Origin of the sequence: Streptomyces sp. NPDC047453, assembly GCF_040643155.1 — a bacterium.
Taxonomy (GTDB): Bacteria; Actinomycetota; Actinomycetes; order Streptomycetales; family Streptomycetaceae; genus Streptomyces.
This window is the reverse complement of sequence record NZ_JBEYTS010000075.1, coordinates 1-15,474: the sequence shown is the minus strand read 5'-3', so window position 1 is coordinate 15,474 and position 15,474 is coordinate 1. Positions and strand designations below refer to the sequence as shown.

The following is a 15,474-nucleotide window of genomic DNA, read 5'->3' as shown; positions in this document are numbered from 1 at the left end:
GCCCGGAGGCGGCGTCCGACCTCGTCCTCGTACGGCAGGGAGCCACCCCGAGGATGCCTGGCGGCGGGTGGCTTCAGGACGGCCCGTTCAGGAACCGGTCGAGATGGCCTTCCAGGTCCAGGCCCAGTGCGTCGGTCTCCTGGGCGGCGGGCACCAGTTGGTACGTGCGAAGCAGCCAGTGCTCGACGGCCGGAAGTGCGGCGATGAGGTGGGCGAACCCGCCCGGAGGAGTCAGGCGCAGGTGCAAAAGTGCTTCCGGGCCGGTTCCGGTCGGCCACACCCGCACCTCCCCCTCACCGCTGGGTGCCAGCAACCCCCGCAAGAGCAGCTCGCGTGAGATGACCCAAGGCACTGGGCCTCGGACGAGGTCGTGGAAGAGGAACTCCACCACAAGGGGGTCCTGCGACCTGTAAAGCAGTTGAGTCGGCACCCGGAGCCGTACGCCCAGGGGCGACACGAGCTCCGTGTCAAGCATGTGGTCTACACAAGTGATCATGGCTCTGATTGTGTTCGGGGGGTGGTGTCGGGTGCCGGCAGTGGGAACATTGCGCGGGCCCGGCACCGACGCGGCCGTGCGGTCCATGGGAGAAGCGGTCTGCCCTGCAGTCACGGTGACCGTCCCAGAGGTGGTCTCGGTGCGCTGCAGCGCGCATGAAGCGGGAAGCGGCCATCGCGCTGCTGTCGGCCCGGGATCATGCTCCATCCCTTGGGATTCGGGTGCTGAAGCAGGACGACGCATGATGACGGCCCCTTTGAAGAGGTTGCGCTCGGCCCGTGGGGGCGGTGGCTGGGAACGTCCGCTGAGGGCGCGGGGGCGGCGTTCGGTGTCATGGCTGCTGCTGTCCCTTGAGCAGCCCCGATTGCCGCCCCCGCTGTCCTGTGATGCCCCGCCCGCATGGGCCAGGGTGGCTCAGACTGCGTCACTCGCCCACTGGCGTGCGACAGCCCAAGCAGTGGCGGCCTCGATGACCGCGGTCCTCAGCGGTGTGAACGACCGTCGTGCTCCAGGCCCCACAAGGTGTATCCATGGCCGTCAACGCAGCGGAGCTGGTCGAGGACCCACAGACGACGACCTTCGTCGATACGCACCCAGTAGCCGCCGCGGTCGTCGTAGCGGATCCAGTAACGACCTCGGTCGTGATCCCGGACCAAGAAGCGACGTCCACTCTGAACCCGGTCCCAGTGGCCACGATCGCCGCTACCGCGGCCGTTGAACGCGCTGTGCCGGTTCCCGCGGTGACTGTTTCGGTCCCCGTGATGGTCGTGAGCGGTTCGGACGGCGGATACGGCGCCCGAGTGGCTGCTGCTCGGGTACGTCGCCGCCGAGGCCGAACCACCGGTAGCCAAAAGCCCGGCTGCCGCGACGACGGTAGAAGCGATCGCGACCACAACCCGACGCACAGTCCTGCTTGCCATGATTCCTTCTCCTTGCTCACCCCGTGATGTGAATGGGCGGCTTCGATGGCGTTTGCCTGCCCTCAGACGCTTGAGACAGTAGTCCGAGCTTGTTGAACAGTGAACTACCCAGGCGGTGAGGTCCGCCACGCGGCAAAAAGTCGTTGCGTCGGAATATTTCTGCGACAGCCGCTGTTGCGGCCGGTTTTCGGGCCGCAAGCCAGGACACCCGCTCCCCTCGTTCCACTTCAGGGGGAGCAGCCGCCGGGCGACCTCCGACGATTTGATCCTCTGCTCGAACAGCCCGGCCGCCTGTATCCGCACCGACTCCCGGCGAGCACGAGCGGTGCCTCGACGAGCTGGTGGACGCCGTCGACCAGCGCGACGAGCGGTCGCAGAGCCGAGCCTCTACCAGGCGTTCGCCCGGCTCGAACTCCGAGGCCAGGACTCAGGGGCGGTCAGGCCAGGTTCCCGTCACCTCGGCCGACGGTGGAGCAGGGTGGCACGCAGGTGGTCGATCGTCTTCTTGAACGGCGCCAGCTTGGGCGGCGGAGGTCGGCCTCGGTCAGAGTGGCGATGACCCCGTGGGTACGTGCGGCCCTGATGTCGTGCACCGCCCCAGGCAGGACGGGCGAGGCCCACAGCAGGCGGCCGAAAGGGTCGGCGATGACTTGCACATTCATGCCGTGCCTCTTGTGTTTCCCGGAGCAATAGAGCCGCTCGGCGGCGATCCGGTCGATCGCCAGGAGCGTGCCGTCGAGGATCACGAACGCCTTGCGCCCCGCGGCGCGGACGGCGGTCGCGAGGTCCGGGGTGAGCGGACAGGTTGATCTTGGTCGACAACCGATCTACCAGGAGCTTCACCATTTCCCAAACGCCACCACCACGCCAAGTGGCCAGCCTCTCAAGCAGGTTGGAGACGACTCAATGAGCTGAGGGCCGCCGTGTGGTGCAGTTACCCAAGGGACGCGAACGGGTTCGAGAACGAGTTCAGGTCGCTCACGCGGACCAGGCTGAGCTCGCTGGGTTCGGTCTCGGAGCCGGACAGGACCACTTCAGTGCTCTCGACGCATCCCCGTGCGACCCAGTAACGGTTGCTGCTGTTCCGCCAGAGTTCGAACATCATAAGTTTCCCGTCTGTGGTGATGGTGACGGGTTCGGAGGCCGGCAGGCTGGCCGGGGGTTCCTCGCCGGGGTGGTAGTAGATCTCGAACGCCCGTTCCAGGGCCTCGCTGGCCTCTGCATTGCCGGCGGAGGCGCTGAAGACCGTGACGTGCTCGACCTGGGGGTCGAAGTACGGAGAGCCGAACCACAGGTACACATGGATGGCGCCGGTGGCTCGGTTGTAGCCGTGACCCGTGACCTGCCGTGATTCCGGCCAGTTGGCGTCGACAGCGAAGACGCTGAACCCTTCTGCCGAGCCAGGGGTGCCTTGATCGTTCATGGGATCTCCCGCGTGCTCGTCCGTGATCAGGCATTCTGCTACCACAAGAGAACCGGCGGGAAGTCGGGTCGGCGTCAAGCTGAGGTTGGAAAGGGCTTACGGCCTAGTAGGCTCTGCGGCGCAGGCTTCGCACGAAGAGCGGCACTGACAACAGGAGCAGGGCTCCTTCGACGGCCAGGCTGACCAGCCCGAGCGGTTCCGTCCAATTGCCGATGTCGTCGCTGTAATCGGGGAGTCCCGTCCCCCTGGAGAAGATGTAGCCCAGCAGGGGGCCGACGGCGACCCAGGCTGCCAGCAGCCATCCCAGTCGGACGAGGCCGATGAGGAGCAGCACGGCGGCGACCACGGCCGCGATCTCCAGGACGTGGTAGGCGACGCCGACATAGTAGGGGTCTCTCGTCGTGGTGATGCCGCCTTGGTCCACAACATGGATGGCGGCCACCACGAGACACAGCAGAGCTCCCGCCCACCTGGCCACCCACGTAGCCTCCGGCGCCATCGCGGTGTGGTGTGACATGCGACGACACCTTCTCCCTCCTTCGGCAGCGCGTGTCCACCGTGCCGCGACCCCATCTGCCCGGTCGGCTCCCGAAGAGGCAGCGCGCCGCACTTGTGTCAGGTCCCAGTCTCAGCGGACGGCTGCTCGCCGTCGCCTCCGACGGTGCAGATGAGTGACACGGAAGAGGCGCCGTCGCGCACGGCGCTCCTCCACCCTCGGCCCAGGAGTCCATGGCGTTCAGACTTCGCGGGCCTGGTGGGCAGAGCGTCGTTGCCACATAAGGGCTCCGGCTCCGACGCCAACCGCTGAGCTGCCAGTGACCGAGGCCCCAGGCGCCCTACGGGAGCGCAGCAGCGCTCCGTTCCTGGGCCGTCTGTGGGCCGTCCAAGGATGATGAGCGACGCCCTGTGACGACCAGTGATGACATTCGTACGGAACGACAGCCGCAGGTCACCCAAGTGGATCTGCGGCACTGGTACCACCATGCCCAAGCCCGGAGAACTGACCAGGGCCACCCTCGCTGTACAGTCCGGCCATGGACAAGGGCGCCGTGGGAACTCCCGAGCCGTGGTGATTGGTGCGGCCGTCCCGGTCAGGTGATCGAGCACAGTTGCTGGGAACAGGATGGGCGTCTGGCGTATCGCGACCCGCGTTGTGCTCCGTGTGCGAACTTTTGCACGGCGCCGACGTGGGCGGTATCGCGGATGCCGAATCCGAGCAGGTACCGGACCTCGACGCACATCTTGCAAGTTTCGAGGCCGGCCTGACGGACCGTTGCGCGAGAAGGTACGCCAGGGACAGCGGCCGCCCCAGGCTGGCGACGAACGACCCCCGGGCTTCGGTTACTCCTGGTCCCCGAGGCTGAAGCCGAGCTACAGGGACGGCAAGCTCCCCGACTGGGCGAGGCACGAGGTTCCCTGGCTGATGGCGCCCTCGGCTGAGAGGTCGGCGTGTCTGTGCGGCGTGAGAGCCTCCGGGCATGAGCTACGACTTGGCTGTGTGGGAGAACGAGCGCCCGGCGGACGACATGGCAGCCGGGCGAGCGTTCACGGACCTCTACGATCGCTACGTCGACACGGAGGCGGAGCATCCGCCGACCGAGCACATTGCGGCTTAAGTCGCCGCGCTCCTGGAGCGGTGGTGCGACTTGACCGACGACCTGGAGGACACCTCGCCCTGGTCGACGGGGCCGTTGATCGGCGAAGCACGCGGCCCGCTCGTCTACTTCCCGATGCGGTGGAGCATGGCTGAGGAGGCCTTCACCTACGCCCCTCGCGGACGCCATGGGGCTGGTCTGCTTCGACCAGCACGCGACAAGCCCGCTTGGCTGCGTCACGGAGGCAGTAACCGGCCTCGTGCCTCGACTCGTCGAGGAGTTCGCCGAGGGCGGCCTGCGGAGTTGTGCTCTCGGACATACGCGTCACCTCCTCCAAGGACAGGGCGGCTGGACCTCGAATACGAGGTCCAGCCGCCCTGTTTCGATTTCGGCACACCGATGCGGACTCAGGAGAGGTTCACGCTCGTGACTCGTCGTCGCGATCTTCGTTGCGGGACTGTCGAGGACGGGCGAGATCCTGAGCGATGAGCAGTAGGGCCCTCCTCAGCTACGTGTCGGTGGTCCGGCAGGCCGAGGCGCGGGCAGTGTCGGCGCCTCGGGGTAGGTCGCGCAAACAGCCTCGGGACGCTGCGTCCGCACGGAGGACACCTGGTCGGCCGTGAGGCGCTGTGCGTAGATGTCCAGGGCGGCGAGAGTCGTGCCGGTCGCGCCGTAGAGCATCCGCGAGCGGGGCAGCGTCAGCTCACTGGTGACGGTGCCGACGCGCTCACCGTCGAGATACAGCGTGACGGTCGAACCGTCGCTGGTGAGAGCGAAGTCGGCCCATTGCCCTGACCCGAGGCCACGACCAAAGCTCTGGGTCACACCGTTCCAGCGCACGGTGACGTCGGTCGGGCTCAGAGTGACCCGGTTCGTGGAGTCGACCTGGCCGAGCAGAGTCACCGTTCCGCTCACCTTGGCGGTGCCGGTGACCGACCAGGGTCCGGTCAGGTTGGAGGCCCCGAGCCAGTAGCCGCCGGAGTCGATGACCTTCACCTGGCCCTTGTCCGGGTCGTGGGCTGAGCGCGTCGAGACGAACAGCGGGGTCATCCCGCTGAGGTCGCATCGGTCGATGATTCCGCGTCGGTTGTTCGACGTGTGCGCGTCATAGGTGCCACGGGGGAACTCCGGATCCATGACGTATTGGTGGATCGGTCGGGCGTTCGTGGTGGTGTTGGGCTGCTGGACGCCCGTGTATCCCGGTGCGGTGCCGATGGTCTGCATGGTGGCCTCGTATGCCGCGTACTCCGTCTGGGTGCGCGGGCGGCTGTTCCACTGCCGGTCTGCGACCCGACCTCTCGGCATGATCGACAGCGACTCGAGCCACTGGCCTTCGGCCCAGCCCAAGTCGTCACCCCAGACGTGCATGCCCCACCCGAGGATCTTCGGGTCGGTGGGTGTGGTCCACGTCTGGGCGATGCGCTGCTGGTTGGGTCGGCCTGAACGGGCCGGCACCAGGTAGAGGAAGTTGCCGTCAGCGACGATCTTGTCGTAGGGCTTCAGGTGGTCGGCGGTTCCGCTGCCGGTCCAGTCCATGACGATGACGTTGGTGTCGAGCGGGATGTTGCGCGCCGACGCCTCGGAGCCGTTGTAGACCACCGAGGTGCGGCCCTTGGCTCGAACGTGGTCGTTCACCTCATTGATGAACTTCATCTCGACATCGGCCGTCGTGGCGTACTTGCCGTTCGAGTTGGCCACGTGGTCCCGCAGAGCGGGGCAGCGGTTCATGTTCGGGGGCATCTCGTCACCACCGAGGTGGACCCATGGCGAGGAGAACCAGGGGAGGAACTCGTCGAGCATCTCCTGGGAGACCTTGAGGGCCTTCGGGTTCATGAGGTTGAACGTGAAGTCGTCGGTCAGGTGGCTGTAGCTGTAGCCCTGGCAGGTGTTCTGCGGAGTCGCGCCCGTGTCGCGCTCACCGAACCCCGGTTCGACCTCACGCGGGCCGTCTGCCATGCCGACGTGGAAATAGGCCGACTTGGGTGAGACGTGGGCCGGCAGCTCGAAACCTGGAACGAGGGTCACGTTGTTCTCCCGGGCGATCCGGTCGAGACTCTCGATGTCAGCCCGGTCGTAGCTGAAGCCTGGCTCGGCCAGCCCGGGGTACTTGGGGCTGTTGAGTCGGAAACCCTCGGCGTCATCGACGTGAAGCACCAGGTAGTTCTGCTTGAGGTACCCCATCTGTCGGATGACGTCGGCCACGGCGCGTGGCTCCCAGTACTCACGGGACACGTCGATCGTGTTCATGCGCACGGTGGTGTTGGCGCGGTCAGTGAGGACACCGGTGGGCAGGGTGCGTTGGTCGGCGCTCCCGACCAGCAACTGGATCAGGCTGCGCGACCCGTAATAGATGCCACTGGCCGTGGGCGCGGTGAGCCGCACCGTCCGACCGATCTCCAGCCGGTACCCCTCGGGGCCGACCTCGGGTGCGAGAGCCGCATCGAGGGCCACCTGGATGCCGTTGTCGTTCGCGCTGTTCGCTTGAGTGAGGGGCAAGCGGACACCCGTGCGGGCCTCGATGTCTCGAGCGGCATACCGTGCGACCTCGCGCAGCGGCCGGGTCGACACAATAGGGTCGGATTCTGTCGTCATGCCCGAGACAACGGTCCAGCGGCCGGCAGTGGCCGGATCGATCACGACCCTGGTCGTGTTCGCCAGGGTGAGCTTCCCTCCTGCGGGCTCCCAGTTCTGCGGAACCGGCAGCAGGGTCGTGCGTGGGTCGGCGACGTCGCTTTGGCCCTCCCCAGGCGTCGTCCGAACAGTAGGTTTCGCGCCTGCCTCACTCGCCATTGCGGGCGACACCAGCACCGAGCATGCCGTCAGGGCTGCGAGGCAGCCAGCGAGTCCCGATACTCGTAACTTCGCCGAGCCCTGGTGACGAGGGACGGCACGGCGACCAGATTTCGACATGATGCCTCCATCAACTGGTCTAGACCGGTCTAGAGTTGATGGGAGTGTGGCCCGTGCGAGCGCCACGGTCAAGAGGGGGACAGCGTGCAGGGCTGACAAGCGAGGGCCAACGTGCAGGACTGACAAGAGGGGCCAGCATGCAGGACTGACACGCCGCCCAAGCCCCTTGTTGGTCACTACTTTGAGACTTTAAGAGGGCAGTTTCTGAGGCTTTCTGCGATTTCACTGTCGCGTGATGGTGTGGGCGAGGATGGAAGTTTTCGGTCCCCAATCCTCTCCAGAGGACCGGTCATTGACGGCGGCCAAGGCATGCACGGGCTCCCCCTGAAGACTGCTTCCGGGTGGTCCGTCCGGGGTTGTGTCGCGTCAAGGGGCACCGGTGCTCACTGGTCAGGGTCGGGCCAAGTCGCCACAAGGGCTCGCCGATCTGGAAAGAGGGGACCGGAGACCATCTCCTGGGTCGTCTCGCCGTTGAGCCAGCACACTTGCTCGGGGCCGCCGTCGCCAGTGGAAGCCGCAGGTGTGCACATGCGGCGGGGACGAGGGCCAGGCGTGCGGACGACTCGGAAGAGACCGTCGGCCGCCGCCTGGTCACCAACCGGGAGCAGACCGCGCCGCTGCTGGAGTGGTACGTGAACCGGCAGATCCTCATCCGGGTGGGCCCCACCGGGCACGCGCAGCACGTTTCCGAGCGGCTTCTGGCGAGCCGGAAGCAGCGTTGCCAGGCGATGTCCCACCCGAGGGGGCACCAGCCCGGGGCATCCGCGTCATGGGGGCAGGGCGGGGGCGCCGTTCGTCGCAGATTAGATACCGCTCACCGACTGCGACGCCCCGCTCATCGACTGCGACGCTCCTTACTAATTGCCCCTGAAACAGCGCGATCGTGAAGCTCGAATGCCAACCACCCGTGCAACAAGGAGGAGAACATGGACGATTCACGTGACGTGTCTGCCGTGACCCGAGCGCTGCTGGGCCGCCGCACCTTCCTTGGCGGGGTCGGCGTCGCCGCTCTCGGCGCTACCGGCCTGGGGGGCATCAGCCTGTTCACCGGCGCGACCCTGAGTCGGGCGGCGGCCGCGACCGCGGTGCCGGAAGCGGACAAGGACCCGCTCAACCTGCTCCAGCGGATGCTGTCCTACGACACACAGAACCACGGCGAAGGCGCGAACACCCGCCCGCACGCGGAGATGCTCAAGGCGGTGTGGGAGAACGCCGGGGTGGCCGCACAGATCATCGACACTCCGCAGCCGAACAACGTGCACCTGATCGCGCGGATCCCCGGCACCAGCTCCGCTGCGCCGCTGCTGATGCTCGGCCACTCCGACGTGGTGCCGGTCGAACGGGAGAACTGGTCCGTCGATCCGTTCTCCGGCACGGTGCGGGGCGGGGAGGTGTACGGCCGCGGAGCCCTCGACATGAAGGGCGCGAACTCGGCGACGATCAGCGCTCTGCTGCGGCACATCTCCGAGGGGTCCCGGTTCGAGCGCGACATCATCGTTCTCACCGACTGCGACGAGGAAGCCGGCTCGTTCGGGTCAAAGTGGCTGGCAGCCAACCACTGGGACAAGGTGGAGGCGGGCATGGTCCTCACCGAAGGCGGCTGGTTCCTGGCACAGAAGGACAAGACCACCCCGATGCTGATCACCGCCACCAGACAGGACAAGGTCTACTTCAACCTGGACCTGACCGCCGACGGAACCGCCACGCACTCCTCCAAGCCCAACCCCGACGCCGCGATCGTGACGTTGTCCCGGGCGGTCGCCGAACTGGGCAGTTGGCTCGCGCCGGTGCACCTCACGGCAGTGACGCGCGAGTACTTCACGGCGCTGGCGAAGGCAACCGACGACACGGAGTTCGCCCGCGCCATCAAGCTCATGCTGTCCGCACACAGCCAGAACGCTCGGGAACGGGCCGCGCGCGTCGTTGTGTCGAAGTCCTCCTACCCGTGGCTGCACCAGGCTCTGCTCCGCACCACGCATGCGTTCGTCATCGAGGACTCCGGCTACAAGGAGAACGTGATCCCGTCCTCGGCGCATGTCCGGATCAACTGCCGCGGCATCACCGGCGGGCAGAAGCCCCGCGAGTTCCTCGCCCAGGTCCGCGAGATGACGGCCCGCCGCGGCATCCAGGTGACACTCGCCGCCCCGGCGGGCAAGACCGAGGAGCAGTACCTCGACGAGCTCGACAAGAGCTGGGCGACACTGCCGGCCGACATCGACACTCCGCTGTTCCGCGCTCTGGCCGGCGCCGCCGGCGAGACCTACCCCGGCGCGGTCTTCGCGCCGGCCCTGTTCGAAGCAGGCACCAGCCTGGCGCCGTGGCGCGAGCGCGGCATCCCCGGATACGGGGTCTACCCGTACGTACTCGACAACGACCAGCTCATCACGATGCACGGAAACAACGAACGGATCTACGTCGAGGCGCTGCGGCAGGGAACCGCGTTCATGTACCGGATGTTCTCCCGCTTCCTCAGCTGACGGGTCGATCGCCGCCGGGCATGCGCCTGCGGTTGCGCGCATCCCGGCAGCCAGGCCTGGGTCTCGCGCAGAGCCCGCAGCACGGGAACGAGGCTCGCCTCCTTGTTCACAAGACGAAGACGAGCGGCTGCGTGTTGGGCCAGCAGGGCCTGTCTGACCTCTTCGGGAGCTACCGGCGCGACAGGTTCGGCCGGTAGCGGTAGCGGTACCGCTTGAACGGGAACGCAACGGAACCGCCGGCGCCTTTAGTTGCGGCGGCACCGCCGTGCGATCGGCTCCCGTTGGCGGCGCCTGAGCGCCGGCCGCCAGGCCTTGCTGACCAAGCTGCGCTGCAGCCCCTCCCGGACGACCGCAATGGTGCAGGCCATCCTCGTTCTCCACGGCGTCGAAAACCCGACCTACCAAGGATGAGAAGCGCTCAGCCATGCCGAGCGACCCCAGTGATGAGTTTTCGCGCCCGCACCCGTCACACCTACGACGGGACACGACGCGGCGGAAGGATGACGTGATGAGTGCGGACACGCGGCTGGAGGAGCTGGGGGTGAGCGGGCTGGACGAGGTCGACGAGCCGGCATTCTCGAGGCTGGCGGAGCGGCACCGTCGGGAGCTGCACGTGCACTGCTACCGGATGCTCGGGTCGTTCGAGGACGCCGAGGACATCGTGCAGGAAACGTTCCTCCGTGCCTGGCGGCGGCGGGAGACCTTCGAGGGGCGGTCGACGTTCCGGGCCTGGCTGTACGGGATCGCCACCAACGCCTGCCTGGACCTGCTCGCCAAGTGCCGCCCGGAGCCTGCGACCGGCGGCGAGGTGCTGTGGCTGCAGCCCTACCCGGACCGGCTACTCGACGAGCTGCCCGCGGGCGACGCGGATGAGCCGGAGACCGTCGCCGTCGCGCGGGAGACCATCGAGCTGGCGTACCTGGTCGCAGTCCAGCACCTCGCGCCGCGCCCGCGGGCCGTGCTGATCCTGCGGGACGTGCTCGGCTGGCCGGCGAAGGACGTCGCGGAGCTCCTCGGCAACTCCGTCAACTCCGTGAACAGCGCGCTGCAGCGGGCCCGCGCCGGCATGCGGGAGCACCTGCCCGCCGAGCGGCAGGACTGGACCGGCGGCGAACAGGACGCCGGGACGCGCGAGCTGGTACGCCGCTACACCGACGCCAGCGTGGCCACGGACGTCCCGGCGCTCGCCTCGATGCTGCGGGACGACGTCCGGTGCTCGATGCCGCCCACGCCGGGCCTGTACGTCGGCCGCGACACGGTCGTGAACAGCTGGGTCGAGGACGGCTTCGAGGGTATGAAGCACCTGCGCGCCGTCCTCACCTCCGTGAACCGGCAGCCCGCCGTCGCCTTCTACCTCTGGCGGAAGCGGGAGGACGCGTACCTGCCGCTGACGATCGACGTCCTGCGCGTCACCGGCGGGGCCATCACCGAGATCGTCACGTTCCACGACGACCAGTTCCCGCGGCTCGGGCTGCCGGAGCGCCTGCCGCCGGACGGCACGGAGTAGTCCCGGTGCGGACGCTCACGCTGCGCGGTGGCGCGCGTGTCGCGGTGATCGCGGCGGAGTGGTGCGACGCGCCCGGCGTCGTCACCCGCGGGCGGGTGCAGCCGAAGCTACGCGACGGCACGACATGAACAGCATGAATGACAACGGGTTCGTCGCAGGCCCGGCATCGGGCCAGACCAGCCGCACCCACCGACTCCGCGGGCTCGCCGGCACCGGCTTCATTGCCACGCTCGCAGCGATGGTGGCCACCACCCTTACATGGACGTGCCCGGCCTGCCCGCCCGGCGCCCGTTGGTGGACGCGACCGTGGTGTGCGCGGTGGTGGCGACGTGGGCGCGGCCGGAGTGCTTGCCGTCGTACAGAGCGGCGTCGGCGGCCCGCTGCAACACGGTCAGGTCGTTGGAGCCGACCGTGTCGGGCGTCGCGGCACCGACTGAGGCGGCGACGTCGATGCTACTGCCGTCGTCCAGGACGACCGGGGTGTGCAGTATCCGGACCAGCTGCTCCAGGCGCTGTTCGCGGCGGTCGGCGGGCAACTCCGGGGCGACGGCGAACTCGTCGCCCCCGAGGCGACCAGCGGCGGCGCGTGGGCCCACCCAGGCGGTGAGCCGGGCGCCGTACGCGGCGAGGACCGCGTCGCCGACTGCGTGGCCCATCGTGTCGTTCACGTCCTTGAAGTGGTCGGCGTCGACCATGACTACGGCGCCCTGTCGCGGTGGCGGACGAGGATCCGGCGGGCGCGTGTCGTCGGGCGACGTTGGATCAGGCAGATGCCCCCAGCCCGTTCGCTGTCGGCACCAGAGCGGTAACCAGGCGGCGGACGAGCCGGGCGTTTTCTCCTGGCTGGAGACTGCCGTGCATCAGCAGGTGGTGGACGGTTCCCGCCAGGGCGAGCGCGAGCATCGCGCCGTCGGTGTCAGTGGGGATTCGTCCGAGGCACTGCTCGCCCTCCACGTAGCTGGCCATGGCTTCCTCGACGGCGCCGGGGCCGGGGGCACCGGCGGCCCATGCCCGGCGTACCCGCTCAGCTACCGCATGCCGGGAGATCGCCGCTGCCGCGATCGCCGGACCGTTCGCGCCCAGCAGCGTGAGGGCCGCGCTGATCAGGTTTTCCCGCACGTCGCCCTCCCCCGCACGCTCCGGCAAGGACCGGACCTCGGCGGCGATCCGCTCGAAGCGGTCCAGGACGAGCTGCCCCACGAAGTCGTCCAGGTCGGCGAAGTGGTTGTACAGCAGCCCCTTGGCGCAGCCCGCCTCCTCCGTGACGGCCCGGTTGGTCAGCCCGGCCGTTCCCTCGCGGGCGAGCACCCGCTCCGCCGCGGAGAACAGCCGCTCACGGACGTCGGGGGTCGCCACACCACGCGGTGACATCAGGCCTCCAGATCAAGCCTTGCCGGTATGGGCGCCTGCCCATACCCTGGGTATGGGCAGGCGCCCATACTATCCGACAGGAGCGGTCCGATGCACGAACTCGTCAACACCGCACAGTTCGAAGCCTGGAACGGCGACGAAGGCCGGCACTGGAGCGATCACCACGATCGCTGGAACGCGATCAACCAGGGCCTCAACCAACCGCTGCTCGAAGCCGCCGGGATCGGCCCCGTGGACCGGGTGCTTGACATCGGCTGCGGCGCGGGCCAGACCACCCGGCTCGCCGCCAGGGCTGCCTTCCGCGGCGCGGTTCTCGGCCTCGACCTCTCCGGGCCGATGCTCACCAGGGCACGCGCCCAGGCCGCCGAGGAGGGCCTGGACCGGATCACCTTCGAGCAGGGCGACGCCCAGATCCATCCTCTGCCCGCATCCGCGTTCGACGTCGCCATCAGCCGGTTCGGGGTCATGTTCTTCGACGACCCGGTCGCCGCGTTCAGCAACATCGGCCGGGCCCTTCGCCTCGGCGGCCGACTCGCCTTCGTCTGCATGGCCGACCCGACCCGCAGCGAGTGGGTGCCCGTGTTCGGTACGGCACGCGCCTCTCTGCCCCTGCCTGCCGAGGAGCCGGCCACCCCCGACGGGCCAGGGATGTTCTCGCTCGCCGACCCCTCTGTCATTCACCGGATCCTGGACGCGGCCGGCTTCGACAAGGTGCGCACCGAGCCCGTCGAGACCCTCAGCGACTTCGGACGCGACGCCCACGACGCAGCCGATCACCTGCTCGGATCAGGCCCCGGCCGGCACCTGGTCAAGCTGCTCGACTCCGCGAGCAGCGTCGACAGCGCGGACCGACCCAGCAGCACCGACAGCGTACGAGCCGCGTTCGCCCGCGCTCTTGCCGCCCACGAGCAGCCCGCAGGCGTCCGCCTCCGCACCTCCGCCTGGCTCGTAACAGCGACGCGACGCTGAGCCCCGCCGCCCGGCCCGCCACTGCTCAACGGAACAGCCCCTGATCTGTGGTGATACAGGGCAGAGGCGGGCGGGAAGCCGCCACTTCCCGGGTCCGGCTCGGACAGGTGGAGGAACCTCGCAGCGTTGCGGTGCGTCAAGCCTTGACATGGAAAGACAGACCAATCCGCCCTGGATGGCAGGCTGCTTGACGCTGATTGCAGGGGCGCTCGCGGGCTACGGCGCCTACCGGCTATCTCGCGCGGCGCGCCGGACCTGCGCCGTCATCCTGCGGGAACACCCGAGCCTGTTCGATCTGTGGACCTGGGAAGCACCGCTGACGGTCCTCGCGGCGGGATTCACGGGCTTGGGTGCGTGGGCGCTGCCTGCGGCCATGCTGCGGCATCAGAAGCGCCGGTACCTGAACTCGTTGATACCACCTGCGGCCTTCCTGGCAGCACTGATCGCGCTGACTTTGGTGCACTTCGCCTGGCTTGGAACCCCACTCGGGGTGGGGAACGACACCAATGGCAACTGCCCGCCGGACAATGTCCCACCGTGGTGGCCTGGGTGGCTGCCTGCGTGAGGCGGGGGACGGACAGTGGCAATCTCGTCGGCTGCACACTTATCGGAGAACCTCTGCGGGCCCGCGTGCAGTGCCAGGCATGAGGCAGATCCCGGATGGCCGGGGCATCCCGGTCACGGACGAAGAGCTGCGTTCCCTGCCGCTGCCCACCGCGCGCGCCATCGAGCTGATCGCGTTCATCCCGGCCTCCACCGTCGACCCGCTCCGCATCGGCCCCGGCTACTACCTCCAGCCGCAGGACGCCGTCCCCGCCAGGCCTTACCTGGTGCTCCGGCACGCCCTGGAGCCCGCCTCGTGGGTCGCACTCGCGCGTTACGCGTGACACGGCCGCGAGCGGCTCGGTCTGCTGCGGGTCCGCGGCGACGTGATCGCATTGCACGGCCCACTGTGGCCGGACGAAATCCGCGACCCCGCTGCTGTGGTCCCGCCTCCGGTCCAGCTGGACGACGACGAGGTCGACGAAGCCGTGGCACTCAGCCGGGACGTGGCGACGCGCTGCGCCAAGCGTGTGATCATCTTCCACGGCTCGGTCGCGTTCGCTGCCGGTGCTGCTGCGGCCGGCCTCAGCCCACCGCCTTCTTGACCAGCGCGCTGATGCGCTGTTCGTCGGCTGCGGTCAGCTCCTTCAGGGCGTAGGCGGTCGGCCATAGGGCGCCGTCGTCGAGTGCCGCCAGGTCGCTGAATCCGAGCGTGGCATACCTCGACTTGAACTTCTGCGCGCTCTGGAAGTGGCACAGGACCTTGCCGTCTCTGGCGTAGGCAGGCATCCCGTACCAGAGCTTGGGCGTGAGGTCCGGAGCGGCGGTCGTGATGATGTCGTGGATCCGCTCGGCCAGGGCCCGGTCCGCTTCCGGCATCTCGGCGATCTTCGCGAGCACGTCCCGCTCCGCTGCCGCCTCCTTCTCCGCCCGCGAACCGCGCCGCGCCTGCGCCTTCTTCTGCTCCCGCGCGTGCTCCTTCATCGCGGCCCGCTCCTCGGCGGTGAATCCGTTGTACTGCTCAGCGGTCGTGCCGGAGTTCTCGGCGGACGGTTTCGTGGACTGCATGGCAGGTTTCCTCCCGTACAGGAACAAGGGCCGGGGTTGGGGGTGCGAGGCCGCGGGTCAGGACAGTGCAGGCGCCGTGGACGGCGCGGGGGTGAGCGACGTGGCGGGCTCCCAGGCGAATCCGTCCGGGTCGGTGAAGGAGCCGGCGGTGCCGCCGACCACGATGCGGTGCGATCCGGTGCCCTCGGCAGGGAC

Annotated in this window: 16 protein-coding genes and 2 pseudogenes; 8 read left to right on the top strand and 10 right to left on the bottom strand. The window is 68.3% G+C overall.

What is annotated here, in order from left to right:
* Positions 1-73 precede the first annotated feature (73 nt).
* The 4 genes and pseudogenes from ABZ818_RS35740 to ABZ818_RS35725 all read right to left on the bottom strand — a co-directional run bounded on the left by ABZ818_RS35740 (position 74) and on the right by ABZ818_RS35725 (position 3,356).
* A complete protein-coding gene (locus tag ABZ818_RS35740; protein ID WP_361424310.1) occupies positions 74-475 on the bottom strand; it encodes an SsgA family sporulation/cell division regulator in 402 nt (133 codons plus the stop codon).
* Positions 476-1,946: 1,471 nt separating this feature from the next.
* Positions 1,947-2,204: pseudogene (locus ABZ818_RS35735) on the bottom strand (transposase family protein); the annotation flags it as partial.
* Between the two features lie 146 nt (positions 2,205-2,350).
* Positions 2,351-2,839, bottom strand: a complete 489-nt coding sequence (locus tag ABZ818_RS35730) for a hypothetical protein (RefSeq protein ID WP_361424264.1) — start codon at positions 2,837-2,839, stop codon at positions 2,351-2,353.
* A gap of 103 nt (positions 2,840-2,942) precedes the next feature.
* A complete protein-coding gene (locus ABZ818_RS35725; protein ID WP_361424261.1) occupies positions 2,943-3,356 on the bottom strand; it encodes a hypothetical protein in 414 nt (137 codons plus the stop codon).
* A 961-nt stretch (positions 3,357-4,317) separates the two neighbouring features.
* On the opposite strand from ABZ818_RS35725, the gene ABZ818_RS35720 reads away from it, so the two are divergent.
* Entirely contained in the window at positions 4,318-4,455 is a 138-nt protein-coding gene (locus ABZ818_RS35720) for a hypothetical protein (RefSeq protein ID WP_361424258.1), read from the top strand.
* 142 nt (positions 4,456-4,597) lie between these two features.
* Here the strand turns inward: ABZ818_RS35720 and ABZ818_RS35715 are convergent, their stop codons facing one another.
* Together ABZ818_RS35715 and ABZ818_RS35710 are read right to left on the bottom strand one after the other, a co-directional pair.
* Complete coding sequence (locus ABZ818_RS35715) at positions 4,598-4,753, bottom strand: hypothetical protein (protein WP_361424255.1); 156 nt, start codon at positions 4,751-4,753, stop codon at positions 4,598-4,600.
* A gap of 185 nt (positions 4,754-4,938) precedes the next feature.
* Complete coding sequence (locus tag ABZ818_RS35710; protein ID WP_361424307.1) at positions 4,939-7,410, bottom strand: family 20 glycosylhydrolase; 2,472 nt, start codon at positions 7,408-7,410, stop codon at positions 4,939-4,941.
* 860 nt (positions 7,411-8,270) lie between these two features.
* On the opposite strand from ABZ818_RS35710, the gene ABZ818_RS35705 reads away from it, so the two are divergent.
* The 3 genes from ABZ818_RS35705 to ABZ818_RS35695 all read left to right on the top strand — a co-directional run bounded on the left by ABZ818_RS35705 (position 8,271) and on the right by ABZ818_RS35695 (position 11,456).
* Positions 8,271-9,821: a M20/M25/M40 family metallo-hydrolase gene (locus ABZ818_RS35705; RefSeq protein WP_361424252.1), complete on the top strand. Its 1,551-nt coding sequence runs from the start codon at positions 8,271-8,273 to the stop codon at positions 9,819-9,821.
* A gap of 508 nt (positions 9,822-10,329) precedes the next feature.
* On the top strand, positions 10,330-11,328 hold the full coding sequence (locus ABZ818_RS35700; protein ID WP_361424249.1) for an RNA polymerase subunit sigma-70: 999 nt from the start codon (positions 10,330-10,332) through the stop codon (positions 11,326-11,328).
* Positions 11,329-11,333: 5 nt separating this feature from the next.
* Complete coding sequence (locus ABZ818_RS35695; protein ID WP_361424246.1) at positions 11,334-11,456, top strand: hypothetical protein; 123 nt, start codon at positions 11,334-11,336, stop codon at positions 11,454-11,456.
* A gap of 126 nt (positions 11,457-11,582) precedes the next feature.
* Here the strand turns inward: ABZ818_RS35695 and ABZ818_RS35690 are convergent, their stop codons facing one another.
* Together ABZ818_RS35690 and ABZ818_RS35685 are read right to left on the bottom strand one after the other, a co-directional pair.
* The gene (locus tag ABZ818_RS35690) at positions 11,583-12,023 is read right to left on the bottom strand and encodes a GGDEF domain-containing protein (RefSeq protein ID WP_361424243.1); all 441 of its coding nucleotides are present in this window, start codon (positions 12,021-12,023) and stop codon (positions 11,583-11,585) included.
* Between the two features lie 67 nt (positions 12,024-12,090).
* Positions 12,091-12,699, bottom strand: a complete 609-nt coding sequence (locus tag ABZ818_RS35685; protein WP_361424239.1) for a TetR/AcrR family transcriptional regulator — start codon at positions 12,697-12,699, stop codon at positions 12,091-12,093.
* A gap of 90 nt (positions 12,700-12,789) precedes the next feature.
* Between ABZ818_RS35685 and ABZ818_RS35680 the strand changes: the two genes are divergently transcribed.
* The 4 genes from ABZ818_RS35680 to ABZ818_RS35665 all read left to right on the top strand — a co-directional run bounded on the left by ABZ818_RS35680 (position 12,790) and on the right by ABZ818_RS35665 (position 14,816).
* Positions 12,790-13,668, top strand: coding sequence for a class I SAM-dependent methyltransferase (locus ABZ818_RS35680; protein WP_361424236.1), 879 nt, complete (start codon positions 12,790-12,792; stop codon positions 13,666-13,668).
* Between the two features lie 148 nt (positions 13,669-13,816).
* Positions 13,817-14,233 carry a hypothetical protein gene (locus tag ABZ818_RS35675; protein ID WP_361424233.1) on the top strand — a complete coding sequence of 139 codons (417 nt, stop codon included), beginning with the start codon at positions 13,817-13,819 and terminating at the stop codon, positions 14,231-14,233.
* A 79-nt stretch (positions 14,234-14,312) separates the two neighbouring features.
* The gene (locus ABZ818_RS35670; protein WP_361424230.1) at positions 14,313-14,555 is read left to right on the top strand and encodes a Ku protein; all 243 of its coding nucleotides are present in this window, start codon (positions 14,313-14,315) and stop codon (positions 14,553-14,555) included.
* Positions 14,556-14,597: 42 nt separating this feature from the next.
* Positions 14,598-14,816: a hypothetical protein gene (locus ABZ818_RS35665; protein ID WP_361424227.1), complete on the top strand. Its 219-nt coding sequence runs from the start codon at positions 14,598-14,600 to the stop codon at positions 14,814-14,816.
* On the opposite strand, the gene ABZ818_RS35660 is transcribed toward ABZ818_RS35665, so the two are convergent.
* Together ABZ818_RS35660 and ABZ818_RS35655 are read right to left on the bottom strand one after the other, a co-directional pair.
* Complete coding sequence (locus ABZ818_RS35660) at positions 14,797-15,279, bottom strand: DUF1801 domain-containing protein (RefSeq protein ID WP_361424224.1); 483 nt, start codon at positions 15,277-15,279, stop codon at positions 14,797-14,799. The genes ABZ818_RS35665 and ABZ818_RS35660 overlap by 20 nt on opposite strands.
* 57 nt (positions 15,280-15,336) lie before the next feature.
* A pseudogene (locus ABZ818_RS35655) lies at positions 15,337-15,474 on the bottom strand (glyoxalase); the annotation flags it as partial.